General features: G+C 40.3%; 12 protein-coding genes and 1 riboswitch. Of the genes, 11 read left to right on the top strand and 1 reads right to left on the bottom strand.

What is annotated here, in order from left to right:
- Nucleotides 1-2 precede the first annotated feature (2 nt).
- The 10 genes from LC033_RS10565 (at nt 3) to LC033_RS10520 (ending at nt 10,003) form a co-directional block, all read left to right on the top strand.
- On the top strand, nt 3-539 hold the full coding sequence (locus LC033_RS10565; RefSeq protein WP_226568254.1) for a spore maturation protein: 537 nt from the start codon (nt 3-5) through the stop codon (nt 537-539).
- Nucleotides 540-671: 132 nt separating this feature from the next.
- Entirely contained in the window at nt 672-1,406 is a 735-nt protein-coding gene (gene rluB, locus LC033_RS10560) for a 23S rRNA pseudouridine(2605) synthase RluB (RefSeq protein ID WP_226568215.1), read from the top strand.
- A gap of 90 nt (nt 1,407-1,496) precedes the next feature.
- The gene (gene resA / locus LC033_RS10555) at nt 1,497-2,027 is read left to right on the top strand and encodes a thiol-disulfide oxidoreductase ResA (RefSeq protein ID WP_226568214.1); all 531 of its coding nucleotides are present in this window, start codon (nt 1,497-1,499) and stop codon (nt 2,025-2,027) included.
- Nucleotide 2,028: 1 nt separating this feature from the next.
- On the top strand, nt 2,029-3,708 hold the full coding sequence (gene resB, locus LC033_RS10550) for a cytochrome c biogenesis protein ResB (RefSeq protein WP_226568213.1): 1,680 nt from the start codon (nt 2,029-2,031) through the stop codon (nt 3,706-3,708).
- Nucleotides 3,692-4,870, top strand: a complete 1,179-nt coding sequence (ccsB, locus tag LC033_RS10545) for a c-type cytochrome biogenesis protein CcsB (protein ID WP_226568212.1) — start codon at nt 3,692-3,694, stop codon at nt 4,868-4,870. Before resB ends, ccsB begins: the two co-directional genes overlap by 17 nt.
- Nucleotides 4,871-4,955: 85 nt before the next feature.
- The gene (locus tag LC033_RS10540) at nt 4,956-5,678 is read left to right on the top strand and encodes a response regulator transcription factor (RefSeq protein WP_226568211.1); all 723 of its coding nucleotides are present in this window, start codon (nt 4,956-4,958) and stop codon (nt 5,676-5,678) included.
- Complete coding sequence (locus tag LC033_RS10535; protein ID WP_226568210.1) at nt 5,675-7,444, top strand: ATP-binding protein; 1,770 nt, start codon at nt 5,675-5,677, stop codon at nt 7,442-7,444. The genes LC033_RS10540 and LC033_RS10535 overlap by 4 nt, the downstream gene beginning before the upstream one ends.
- Before the next feature lie 189 nt (nt 7,445-7,633).
- Nucleotides 7,634-8,242 carry an RNA polymerase sigma factor SigX gene (gene sigX, locus LC033_RS10530; protein WP_226568209.1) on the top strand — a complete coding sequence of 203 codons (609 nt, stop codon included), beginning with the start codon at nt 7,634-7,636 and terminating at the stop codon, nt 8,240-8,242.
- Nucleotides 8,154-9,254: an RsiX family anti-sigma factor gene (locus LC033_RS10525; protein WP_226568208.1), complete on the top strand. Its 1,101-nt coding sequence runs from the start codon at nt 8,154-8,156 to the stop codon at nt 9,252-9,254. Before sigX ends, LC033_RS10525 begins: the two co-directional genes overlap by 89 nt.
- Before the next feature lie 101 nt (nt 9,255-9,355).
- On the top strand, nt 9,356-10,003 hold the full coding sequence (locus LC033_RS10520) for a peptidoglycan DD-metalloendopeptidase family protein (RefSeq protein ID WP_226568207.1): 648 nt from the start codon (nt 9,356-9,358) through the stop codon (nt 10,001-10,003).
- Nucleotides 10,004-10,038: 35 nt separating this feature from the next.
- On the opposite strand, the gene serA is transcribed toward LC033_RS10520, so the two are convergent.
- The gene (gene serA / locus LC033_RS10515; protein ID WP_226568206.1) at nt 10,039-11,613 is read right to left on the bottom strand and encodes a phosphoglycerate dehydrogenase; all 1,575 of its coding nucleotides are present in this window, start codon (nt 11,611-11,613) and stop codon (nt 10,039-10,041) included.
- 288 nt (nt 11,614-11,901) lie between these two features.
- A riboswitch (FMN riboswitch) is annotated at nt 11,902-12,032 on the top strand.
- A 148-nt stretch (nt 12,033-12,180) separates the two neighbouring features.
- Here serA and LC033_RS10510 point away from each other — a divergent pair.
- A complete protein-coding gene (locus LC033_RS10510) occupies nt 12,181-12,804 on the top strand; it encodes an ECF transporter S component (RefSeq protein ID WP_226568205.1) in 624 nt (207 codons plus the stop codon).
- Nucleotides 12,805-12,901 lie beyond the last annotated feature (97 nt).

Here is a 12,901-nt window from a genome sequence, read left to right as displayed (position 1 = left end):
TTGTGGCGTTTATTAACTGGCTGTCACTTGCTTTGATTCCACTGATCATCGCAGGAATTTTGATTGTGGGAACCATTAGAAAGATACCGACTTATGAAACATTTGTGGAAGGCGGGAAAGAGGGCATTCAAATAGCCTTTTCAATCATTCCGTATTTAGTCGGTATGCTTGTGGCCATTACGATATTCCGTGCGTCAGGTGCGCTTGATTTTGTAATGGGGCTGTTAAAACCCGTGTTTACAGCGTTTGGCTTCCCTACAGAGGTGGTACCGCTTGCGTTTATTCGCCCGATATCAGGAACGGCAGCACTCGGGATGACATCAGACTTAATTGCGACATATGGTCCAGATTCTTTTATTGGTAAGCTTGCAGCTGTCATGCAAGGGTCAACAGACACCACTCTTTACATTTTAACGGTCTATTTTGGAGCAGTCGGTATAAAAAAAATGGGAGATGCGCTGAAAGTAGGTCTGTTAGCAGATCTTATTGGTGTCATTGCATCTGTTATTATCGTCAGTTTGTTATTTAGCGGCGCCTAATCAGGCGCTTTTTTGTATTTGAGATGGAAACAGCTTTTTAGCTGAAATTAGACAGACAAATCGCTTATTTTTCCACGAATGCTTGTTTGTTTCTAGTCAAGCAAGTAAGATAGTACATGAGGTGAAAGACAAATGGAACGTTTACAGAAAGTAATTGCACATGCAGGCGTGGCGTCTAGACGAAAGGCTGAAGAACTAATTAAAGAAGGACGAGTTACCGTTAATGGTCAAACAGTAAAAGAGCTCGGAATGAAGGTGGGTTCTTCAGATAAAATTGAAGTCAATGGGTTGAAATTAGAAAGAGAAGAACCGGTTTACTTTATGCTTTATAAACCGCGCGGCGTCATTTCAGCTGCCGAGGATGATAAAGGACGTAGAGTTGTGACAGATTTCTTTGATGATGTCCCTCAGCGTCTCTATCCAATCGGTCGTTTAGATTATGATACGAGCGGCTTAATTTTGATAACAAATGATGGCGAATTTGCCCACAAGCTCATGCACCCGAAATATGAAATTCATAAAACGTATGCAGCGAAGCTAAAAGGCATTCCTTCAAAGGAATTGCTCAGAAAGCTAGAAAAAGGAATCATGTTAGATCATAAAAAAACAGCACCTGCTCGTGCTAAAATGCTATCAATTGATAAACGAAAGCAAACATGTATTGTCCAATTAACGATTCATGAAGGCAGAAACAGACAGGTAAGGCGTATGTTTGAAACGATCGGTCATGATGTGTTAAAGCTAAAGAGAGAGCATTATGCCTTTCTTCATATTGAAGGCATGAGGCCAGGAGAGCGCAGAGAATTGACTCCGCATGAAGTGAAGCGCCTAAGAGCGATTGCTGATCACGGGAAAAGTGCTTTCTAATTTTCACATAAACTTCAAAAAATGAAGAAGCATCAAAAGAGGGAGAATGCTATAATTTACCTGAATGTCTATGGGGAAGGGGTACTTCAGATGAAGAAAAGACGATTTTTCATACGGACGGGCATTCTCCTCCTGATGCTTGCTGCAATATGTTATACCATGTATAACTCAGTATTTGCCAAACAGGATCGAGTCAAAGAAGGGTCTACTGCACCTAACTTTGTCCTTCAATCTGTGGATGGGGAGCGGATTGAATTAAAGGACTTAAAAGGCAAAGGCGTCTTTCTTAATTTTTGGGGTACATGGTGCGGTCCATGTAAACAAGAATTTCCCTATATGGCGAATCAGTATCAAGTGTTCAAGGATCGCGGTGTGGAAATTGTTGCAGTGAATGTTGGAGAATCAGATATTGCCGTTAAGAATTTTATGGATGCCTATGACGTGAATTTTCCTGTTGCTATGGACAAAGATCGTCAAGTAACAGAGGCATATGATATTACGCCGCTGCCAACCACATTTTTAATTAATCCTGAAGGAAAGGTAATCAAAGTCATAAAGGGAACCATGACAGAACGTAATGTCTATGAATATATGAATTTGATTAAACCAAAGGGGTCATAGAATGAAAGAGGTAAAGTGCGAGTGTGGACATATTAATCCAATAGGTACTGTTCTATGTGAATCTTGCGGAAATCCCATCGCCGCAAAAGAGAAATACTCTTCAAAGCTACTAGATATGAGATATGACGGCAGTGCGAGACGCTCGCAAACGTATAACAAAACGATTGTTGATAAAGTATGGAACTTTTTTTCTTCCGTTAAAGTAGGTGTATGGTTGATTGTCATCACACTTTTCGCTTCCTCGCTGGGAACCATTTTTCCGCAGGAGCGATTTATTCCGCCGGGAGCATCTGCTTCCACCTATTATGAAGAGCAATATGGCTCGTTTGGCAAGCTATATTACATACTTGGGTTCCATGATCTTTATAGTTCTTGGTGGTTCTTAGCTCTTGTAGCATCTATCGGAATTTCCCTTGTGATTTGCAGTCTCGACCGAGTGATTCCGCTTTATCGGGCACTCAAAAATCAAGGTATTTCCAAAAAAGAAGGCTTCATGAGAAGGCAACGTCTTTTCAGCGAAACAGATAAAACATTAGATCAGCATACATATGAAGGCATCGTTAGAGCGATGAAACAAAAGCGTTACCGAGTGCGAGAAGAAGATGGACATATTTTAGCTGAAAAAGGCCGCTTTTCACGTTGGGGACCTTACGTCAATCACATCGGATTAATTATATTTCTCATTGGATCGATGCTCCGGTTTGTCCCAGGAATGTATGTGGATGAAACGCTGTGGGTTAGAGAAGGTGAAACAGCACCGATCCCCGGCACGGGTGGACAATACTTCTTGAGAAATAATGCGTTTACAATTGATCGCTATGAATCTGGAAATGAAAAAGAAGTGTTTGAAAATGCCATTGAAAAAGCCGGCAACGGTCAAGTTGTTAAAAGTTATAAAACCGATGCTATTTTATACAAACGTGAAGGGGAAGTTGTTCTCGGTGAAAAGCCAAAACTTAAGCAGGTAACAGAACACGATATTAAAGTGAATGAACCGCTCAAGTTTGACAATTTTTCATTATACCAAGTGGATTTTAAACAAAATGAACTCGATCAAATGGTCTTTCAACTGATTCGAAAAGATACAGAAAAATCTTTCGGTACAGTGAAGATTAATCTGCTGGAGCCTAAGTCAGAATATGATCTTGGTAGCGGTTACAAAGTCAAGGTTGTGAGCTATTTGCCTGATTTTTATTTTGACGAAGATGGAACGCCGAGTACGAAAACAAGGAATCCGAATAATCCTGCTTTCGTGTTTGAAATGTTTTCTCCTGAAAAACCAAAAGGTGAAAAAAGCTTTGTCGCCATTCAAGAGACAGTAGAGGGTTCTGATAACAATATTTATAAGATGAAGTTTGATCGAGTTGAAACGAAAAACGTAACAGGTTTAACCGTTAGAAAAGACTTAACACTTGGTGTCCTAATCGTTGGTGGGGTTATCTTTATGATCGGTGTTGTGCAGGGGATGTATTGGCAGCATAGAAGAATCTGGCTGTCATTGAAGAATGGAAAAGTATTTGTGGCAGGACACACAAACAAAAACTGGTTCGGCTTAAAGTCTGATCTAAGCGTGTTACTGAGTGGCAGTGGCATCAAACAGCCAGTTGATCAAAAAGAACTGCCTGATACAACAAGTATCAGCAAAAGCAAGGGGGAAGGGTTAGATGGCGGCAGTCAGTGAAAATCTGTTATTTGCAGCTTTTCTATTTTATTTAGCGGCAGTTCCTTTTTTTGGTGGTGCCATTAAAGGAAAAAAGAAAGAGGATGGACCGCGCAAAAATAAGGCGGCACTCATCGGCATTACACTCACCATCATTGGTTTTTTGAGCCAATTTGGCTATTTTATTTCAAGGTGGATTGCGTCTGGTCATGCACCAGTCAGTAATTTATTTGAGTTCACAACGGCCTTCGGTATGATGCTGGTGCTTGCATTTATCATTTTATATTTTTTGTATCAAGTGTCTGTGCTTGGTTTATTTACTCTTCCAATTGCCTTATTGATTATAGCTTATGCAAGCATGTTTCCATCAGATATTTCACCGCTGATTCCTTCACTTCAAAGCAAGTGGCTATATATTCACGTAACGACAGCAGCACTTGGTCAAGCCATTTTAGCGATCAGTTTTGTGGCAGGCGTCATCTTCCTTTTAAAACATGTCGATCAAACAAAGCCAGGCAAGAAGACGTTTGGTTTAGAGCTTGTCATGTTTATGGTTGTGGTCACACTTTCATTTATCGCTGTCACTTCAGTCTTTAGAATGACAGGGTATGAAGCGAAGTTTAATTGGGTAGATAAAAATAAAGAAGAAAGTGTCATGGTCTACGAGCTGCCAGCCTTGGTCGGGCCTCATAAAGGAGAGCTCGTGACCAAAAATCGATTGGAGCCTGTCGTTGATTTACCACCTGTTTTTTCAGGCAGAAAAGTTAATACAGTGTTATGGTCATTTGGTGTCGGGCTGATCATTTACGGACTGCTTAGATTGATCATTCGTAAACGACTTAGTGCCCTGCTTCAACCGCTCGTGAGACAGGTGAATCTCGATTTAGTAGATGAAATTGGGTACAGGGCTGTTTCAATTGGTTTCCCTGTATTTGCGTTAGGTGGACTTATTTTTGCTATGATCTGGGCGCAAATTGCATGGACAAGATTTTGGGGCTGGGACCCGAAGGAAGTATGGGCATTGATTACGTTTTTATTTTATGCAGCCTATCTCCATCTTCGGTTATCGCGAGGCTGGCATGGCGAAAAGTCCGCTTGGCTTGCCGTGATCGGGTTTGCCATTATTATGTTTAATCTTATCTTTGTCAATCTTGTGATTGCGGGGCTTCATTCTTACGCGTAATCACAAGAAAAAAGCCAACGTTTATGATTAAATTCGTTTTTTTGTTAAAATGAGTGTAACACGGAGAAAGCAGGAGGATTGTTTAATGGAACACACAACACAAACGAAAATATTGGTCGTAGATGATGAGGCAAGAATTCGGCGCCTTTTAAAAATGTATTTAGAACGTGAAAATTATGAAATCGATGAAGCAGAAAATGGGGATGAGGCGATTCAAAAAGCGCTTCAAACAGACTATGACCTGATTTTGCTCGATTTAATGATGCCTGGCACAGATGGGATTGAAGTGTGTAATCAAATTCGAGATAAAAAAGCCACACCCATCATTATGCTGACGGCTAAAGGTGAGGAAGCCAACCGTGTTCAAGGATTTGAGGCAGGAACGGATGACTATATCGTCAAACCTTTTAGCCCGCGTGAAGTTGTTTTACGTGTGAAGGCATTGCTAAGAAGGTCGTCTCAAACATCGTATCTGAATACTGGATCTACTACAAAGGATGTTCTTGTGTATTCTCATCTATCCATTGATCATGATGCGCATAGAGTGACAGCTGATGGCAAAGAAGTCAGCCTCACGCCGAAGGAATATGAACTTTTATACTTTTTGGCGAAAACCCCGGATAAAGTTTATGATCGGGAGAAGCTCCTAAAAGAAGTGTGGCAATATGAATTCTTTGGTGATCTGAGAACGGTGGATACCCACGTGAAAAGACTTCGAGAAAAACTGAATAAAGTGTCACCAGAAGCTGCGAAAAACATCGTGACTGTATGGGGTGTTGGGTATAAATTTGAGGTCGGCGCTGAATGAAGCTGTGGAAAAGTGTCGTAGGAAAGCTATGGTTAACCATTCTCTTCCTCGTCCTGATTGTTTTATCTATTTTAACAGTGCTTCTTTTAGAATTCATTGATAATTATCATGTTGAAGAAGCAAAGTCTGATTTAACACAAATGGCAAACAAAGTAGCGGTCTTTTTAGAAAGCCATGAGGATCAATCGCTTGCAAGGTCCATTACATCTGAGCTTGCTGACAAATTGACGAGTATTGCGATTATTCAAGAGGATGGACTAGAATGGTATTCGTCTGAAAAAGGCGGAAATCTTCCTGCGATAACAAAGGAACAAATTGTAGCGGATAAAGAGTTGAATCAAGCACTGAAAGAGCGAAAAAAAATCAGTAAACGTGCAGGAAATCAGAAGGATGAACGAATTGTAGTAGGTGTTCCTTATGGGGCGAACGAAAAAAAAGGCATGGTTTTTCTTTCTCAGTCACTCCTCGCTGTAGAACAGACAACCAAACATACGACGCGTTATATCTTTTTAGCAGCAGGAATAGCGATTGTTCTTACCACAATATTCGCTTTCTTCTTATCTACACGTGTCACCTATCCTCTGAGAAAGATGAGAGAGGGAGCACAAGATTTGGCAAAAGGGAAATTTGATACAAAGATCCCTATTTTAACGCAAGATGAAATTGGAGAACTGGCCATCGCCTTTAATCAAATGGGGAAGCAGCTTAAATTCCATATTACAGCCTTAAATCAAGAAAAGGAGCATTTGTCCAATATTCTTAGCAGTATGGCGGATGGCGTCATCACCATCAATATTGATGGAACGATCCTCATGACAAATCCTCCTGCTGAAAGGTTCTTGCAGGCTTGGTATTATGAGCAAAATATGAAGATCAAAGACGGAGATGAACTTCCGCCAGAAGCACGAAATCTCTTTCATACAGCCGTCAGCACGGAAAAAGAGCAAATGATCGAAGTAACATTGCAGGGACGTACATGGGTTCTTCTCATGTCTCCTCTCTATAATCAGCAGGATGTTAGGGGAGCGGTTGCGGTGCTTCGAGATATGACAGAGGAACGAAGACTTGATAAGCTAAGAAAAGACTTCATTGCTAATGTCAGTCATGAACTTCGTACACCAATTGCTATGCTACAAGGATATAGTGAGGCCATTGTAGATGACATTGCCGGATCAGAAGAGGAAAAGAAAGAAATTGCGCAAATTATCTATGACGAATCACTGCGAATGGGGCGTCTTGTCAATGACCTTCTGGATCTAGCGCGGATGGAAGCTGGTCATATTACGCTTAATCTTGAATCAACTGATACAGAAGAGCTAATTGAGAAAATCTACCGCAAGTTTCTTGGGATTGCGAAAGAAAAACAAATCAATCTCACGTATGAGATTCAAGTGAAAGAACCACACTTTGTATACGATCCAGATAAGATTGAGCAGGTTTTTACCAATCTCATTGATAATGCCATTCGGCATACACCAAAGGGGGGAGAGGTTCACTTTTCGGTTCAATCGGTGGAGAACGGGTTGAAGATGGATGTAAAAGATTCGGGAAGTGGAATTCCCGAAGAGGACCTGCCATTTATTTTCGAACGGTTCTATAAAGCTGATAAAGCAAGAACAAGAGGACGTTCTGGTACTGGACTCGGTCTTGCGATTGTAAAGAACATCATAGAGGCACATCAAGGCTCGATTCATGCTCACAGTAAAGCCGGTACAGGTACACATTTCACCTTCTATATTCCGAGAAAAAAGCAGGAACTCGTCTAATCTTGTTAAATGAGAAACACTTCTTTTCGAAAGAAAATGAAGTGTTTTTTCTATTTGCATATTTTTAAGGAGAAGTTAAACAAAAACCCATATCAAAATTGTTGAACTTGTAATATATTTGTCATAAAGTTGTAATGTAACGTTTTGTAAGAGTCACTCGACAAAAATAAGTGAACGGAGGGGTTTCCTATGCATGAAACCTTTCAAAAAATATATGATTCGTACCATCAAGATTTGTACCAGTTTTTATTTTATATGGTAAAAGATAAAAATCAGGCAGAGGATCTCGTTCAGGAGGTTTACATTCGGGTACTTCACTCATATGAAACTTTTGAAGGAAGAAGCAGTGAGAAAACATGGCTGTTTTCAATTGCAAGGCATGTGGCAATAGACTGGTTTCGCAAACAGCAAACCATTAGACAACGGGTGCTAGGCACGTTTGATTGGGATAAGCAGGATGTGAAAGATCCAGACTTGCTCCCAGATGAATTGGCTGTAAAGGATGAAAATGTAAAAGAAATCTATGCCGCACTTGATCATTGCACCATTGATCAAAGGGCTGTCATCATTTTAAGGTTTATCCAGGGCTACTCAATCATCGCGACGGCAAAGGCGCTAAAGTTCTCGGAAAGCAAAGTCAAAACAACTCAGCACCGAGGCCTGAAAGTGCTCCGAAAACATATGGAGCTTTTGAAGGAGGAGCTATTGAATGAAAACGAACAGGTCCGATTGGAGCGAAGAACGAATCAAGGTGTTACTAAGTCAGCTTCCAAAGGTGGAGGACAACCGTTCATCTAAGCAGATTTACCAGAAGATGCTGATGGCAAGCGGGAAAAAGAAGAGAAGTGTCATATGGATTGGTCCAGCGGTGGCAACCGTTGTGGTTTTATTTATGGCGTTTTTGATTTCTCCTCATTTATTTAAGCCATCTGCTCACGATATGAAGAAAGTGAAAATGGAATCAAATGCTGACAAAGGGCAGGTGAATGCGACACTAGAGGCAGTAAAAAACACAAATGAGCCCTTACATGTTGTTTCAGCAGCTGACCAACATAAGTATATGACGATTGCATACATAGATGAATCCACTTCTCAAGTTGTCCCGATTAGTATTGGAAAAGAAAATCAAAACGACAATGTGCAGGCAATGGTGAGCACATATGAAAAGGTACAACTGCCGGCAATGATCAAGCCTCTTCAATCTTATATGGATATGGTGGATATTAGTGAAAAAGGGGATACGTTGGTCTTTCAGCTAAAAAATGATTTGTCTCTTGATACATTAAAAGAAGCCAACCGATTTAAAGACATGGTAAAAGAAACGCTAAAATGGAGTCAATATAAGCAAGTACAGGTCAAGTCAGTCAAAGGCTCTCATCTCCAATTGAGTGAACATGGAAGCATTGGCACCATTTCAATTGATAAACAAACAAAGCACGCTTATTACCTATTAGAGAATCAGAGCGGGACATTTTTGGTGCCTTCAAAAAGTCATTATCCATCTTATAAATCTGCGATTGAGGCCATGAAGCAGGGAAGTGATTCAGGACTTGATCCATTAATTAAAGAAGAAGTTATTAAAGAAGTGACATCGACAGGAAAACATGTGACCATCACAGCATCAGGGCAATTAACAGACTCAATTGATCATATTCTACTCATTGAAGGTCTTCTGCTCACAGCGAAAGATTTTGGTTTTACAGATGTCACGATTCAACATGCAGGGACAGATCAAGTAGGACCATATGAATTAAAGGAACCAATAGAGGTGCCGGCTCTGCCAAATCCAGTTGTCATAAAAGAACGTTAAAGGGCGCAAAATATTGCGTTCTTTTTGGATGTATAGAAAAGGTCATCCTTGCTGTATACTAAGCTGTCATGAAAAGAACCTCAAAGAAAGGGAAGTCACTGATGAAAAGGTATTGCTTCATATGTGCCAGCTATTTCTTTCTCTTGATCTTATCGCCATTTGCACATGCACAGAACACAACCGAATGGGTGGAACCAGTTAAAGGAGAAGTCACCGATTTGTTTGGGACAAGAGGTGGTTCGCATAAGGGATTAGACATTGCTGCGCCAGAAGGAGAATCCATTATGGCTACGGGCGACGGTGTGGTCACTCGTTCCTATGTATCTGCGACATATGGAGAAGTCGTGTTTATTCAGCACCCAAATGGGTATGAAACCGTCTATGCCCATTTACACAAGCGGTTTGTTAAAAGCGGAGACCATGTACAAGCAGGACAGCTGATTGGCATCATTGGCAACACAGGGGCCTCTAGGGGCACTCATTTGCATTTTGAGGTGCACCGAGGCAATTGGTCAGTAAACAAAGAAGATGCGGTAGATCCGCTCACAATCATCGCACTGGATCGTTTTCAAGAGCGAGCCCTTCATGTAAATGGACATGAAAAAAGTACATACGTCATTAAACAAGGGGATACCCTCTGGTCGATTGCTAAAGCACATCAGATGACCGTTGATCAATTGAAGAAAATCAATGAGCTACAAAGTCACTTAATTCGAACGGGAGACCGTTTAATGATTTCAACAAAATAAACCTCATGCTTTTGCATGAGGTTTACCATTGTTTTTTATAGGTCAATCAGACGTACAGATAGAATATCTTTCACTTCAGTTAACTTTTGGACAATTTCGTCTTCAAGATGCTTGTCAAAAGAAAGCATCATGATGGCTTCGCCGCCTTTTTCTTTACGTCCCACTTGCATTGTCGCAATGTTCACATCATGTTCGCCTAAAATCTGTCCAACTTGACCAATCACACCAGGTGCATCCGTATGCTGAATGTAGACAAGATGTCCATCTGGGTAAAAATCAATATTAAATCCGTTAATAGAGACAACGCGTTCCCCGAGATGCGGGATATAGGTTGCTTTTAAAGTAAAGGTTGAAACGTCACCTTTGATTTCAATTGAAATGCTGTTATCGTAACCAAATTCGCTAGAGGAAATTTTTTCACTAAAGCTAATGCCACGTTCTTTCGCCACCATACCAGCATTTACTTCATTCACAGTCGAGTCTACGCGTTCTTTTAAAAAGCCAGACAGTAGACTTTTCGTAATAAAGGATGTTTCCAGTTTTGAGATAGAGCCTTCGTAAGAAATGCTCACTTCTTTTACAGGTTCTCTCATGGATTGAGAGACAAGACGTCCAAGTTTTCCTGCAAAATGATGATAAGGTTGAATCTTTTTAAACTCGTCTTTGGTCATCGCTGGTAGATTAATAGATGACATGACAGGGAGTCCTTTTGCGAATTGAAGGACTTCTTCAGATACTTGAGCCGCTACATTTAATTGCGCTTCTTTTGTAGATGCACCAAGATGCGGAGTTGCAATGACATTTGGATGATCCACAAGCGGGTTATCAGTAGGGGGTTCTACCTCGAATACATCGAGTGCAGCTCCTGCCACATGGCCGCTTTCAAGTGCTTCAAGAAGGTCACCTTCGTCAATAATACCACCACGGGCACAGTTTATGAGACGAACGCCTATTTTCGTTTTCGCAATCGTTTCTTGATTGAGAAGTCCTCTTGTTTCTTTAGTTAATGGTGTATGTACAGTGATAATATCTGATACTTCAAGTACTTCATCGAGTGATTTAGCATTGACACCAATTTTTTCTGCACGCTCTTTTGTGAGGAATGGATCAAACACGTTTACAGTCATGCCAAAAGCTCTTGCACGCTGGGCAATTTCGCTTCCAATTCTGCCTAGACCAACAATTCCGAGTGATTTTCCGTAAAGCTCAGCACCGACATATGCGCCTCTGTTCCATTCTTTTGATTTAACAGAAATATTGGCTTGCGGAATGTGACGCATCAGGGATGAGATCATTGCAAACGTATGCTCTGCTGTTGAAATCGTATTACCATTTGGTGCATTGATAACAATGACGCCATGTTTTGTCGCTTCATCAATGTCAATATTGTCTACTCCCACACCGGCACGGCCAACAATTTTTAATGAAGTCATTTTTTCATAAAGTTCTTTTGTCACTTTTGTGGCGCTTCTGACAAGTAATGCATCAAACGTGTGGAGCTCATCTTCTACTTCTGTTACATTTTTTTGGACAATTTCAACAAAATCTGATTCTAAAAGTGGTAAAAGACCATCATTGCTCATCTTATCTGAGACTAATACTCGAAACATCGTTAGATTTCCTCCTAAAATAAACGTCATAAATATCTGATAATTTACCATATTCCTTTTCACTATGTCAATCAAATTAAAGCAGTAAAGCGAAAAAGAAAACACGAACATTTCTTTATGTCATTATGGGTAATGGACACCTTTAAACAAAAGATCACCAATTTTTACGCATTTGTCATTATCATTTTTTGTTTTTAAACATTTGTTAAAACTGATTAAATTGCTCAGGATTTTTATTTCTGTACAAATGCTCATATATCATATATAATGATTTCGAATTGAATAATGATCAATCTTCGGGGCAGGGTGCAATTCCCTACCGGCGGTGATGAGCTTAGTCTCTAAGCCCGCGAGCCTTTTTGGCAGGATTCGGTGTGATTCCGAAGCCGACAGTATAGTCTGGATGGGAGAAGATGGAGGTTCATAAACGTTGAAAACATAACTGTTCAAACGTCTATTTGTGTAGCCTAAATTTCCCGCTCCTGTGATGTTATCGAGAGCGGTCTTTTTATGGTTGAATTGAACAATCCTCTTTTCGAAAGATCTGATCGAAAAGGAGAGAGAACTTTGAATCAAAGTAGAGTGAAACGTTTAGTTGTCACAAGTATGCTTAGCAGTATTTCGTTTGTTTTAATTTTATTGGATTTTCCTTTTCCAGGGCTTCCAGTATATTTAAAAATTGATTTCAGCGATATTCCAGCGATTATTGCGATTTTAATTTATGGGCCGGGTGCAGGAATAGCCGTTGAGGCATTAAAAAATGTATTGCATTACCTCATTCAAGGCAGTATGTCTGGCGTTCCTGTTGGGCAAGTAGCCAATTTTATCGCAGGTACATTATTCATCTTGCCGGTAGCCTTTATGTTTAAAAAAATTCAATCAGTAATAGGGATGGCATGGTCTATGATTATGGGAACATTGCTCATGACCGTAATGATGAGCATTTTAAATTACTTCTTGTTCCTTCCCGCTTATACATGGTTTTTAAATGCACCTGAACTTTCTGATCATGCGCTCAAGACAACCATTACAGCAGGAATCTTACCTTTTAACTTTATTAAAGGAATCATCATTACCATCGTGTTTAGCTTCATTTTTGTGAAAATGCGTCCATGGTTTGAGGATAAACGCCAACTTCAAAATAATGAATATAAAAAAGCCCCTGCATATGATATTATCCCCTCTAAGTAGACAGTGTAAAAAGCCCAAGAACATATCTTGGCTGTTACACTATACTTGGAGGGGATTTTTTATGGCTAGAAAGGGACAACAATTTCAACACTATTCT

Source organism: Bacillus stratosphericus (assembly GCF_020524495.1).
GTDB classification, from domain to species: domain Bacteria; phylum Bacillota; class Bacilli; order Bacillales; family Bacillaceae; genus Bacillus; species Bacillus stratosphericus_B.
The sequence above is the reverse complement of the archived record's forward strand: the minus strand, read 5'-3'. Positions and strand labels throughout refer to the sequence as shown.

What these genes read in the sequence shown, in the direction of transcription:
- sigX (WP_226568209.1), top strand. Translation starts at nt 7,634, where the DNA reads ATGCATGAAACCTTTCAAAAAATATATGATTCGTACCATCAAGATTTG.
- LC033_RS10535 (WP_226568210.1), top strand. Translation starts at nt 5,675, where the DNA reads ATGAAGCTGTGGAAAAGTGTCGTAGGAAAGCTATGGTTAACCATTCTC.
- LC033_RS10525 (WP_226568208.1), top strand. Translation starts at nt 8,154, where the DNA reads ATGAAAACGAACAGGTCCGATTGGAGCGAAGAACGAATCAAGGTGTTA.
- resA (WP_226568214.1), top strand. Translation starts at nt 1,497, where the DNA reads ATGAAGAAAAGACGATTTTTCATACGGACGGGCATTCTCCTCCTGATG.
- LC033_RS10520 (WP_226568207.1), top strand. Translation starts at nt 9,356, where the DNA reads ATGAAAAGGTATTGCTTCATATGTGCCAGCTATTTCTTTCTCTTGATC.
- LC033_RS10540 (WP_226568211.1), top strand. Translation starts at nt 4,956, where the DNA reads ATGGAACACACAACACAAACGAAAATATTGGTCGTAGATGATGAGGCA.
- resB (WP_226568213.1), top strand. Translation starts at nt 2,029, where the DNA reads ATGAAAGAGGTAAAGTGCGAGTGTGGACATATTAATCCAATAGGTACT.
- serA (WP_226568206.1), bottom strand. Translation starts at nt 11,613, where the DNA reads ATGTTTCGAGTATTAGTCTCAGATAAGATGAGCAATGATGGTCTTTTA.
- ccsB (WP_226568212.1), top strand. Translation starts at nt 3,692, where the DNA reads ATGGCGGCAGTCAGTGAAAATCTGTTATTTGCAGCTTTTCTATTTTAT.
- rluB (WP_226568215.1), top strand. Translation starts at nt 672, where the DNA reads ATGGAACGTTTACAGAAAGTAATTGCACATGCAGGCGTGGCGTCTAGA.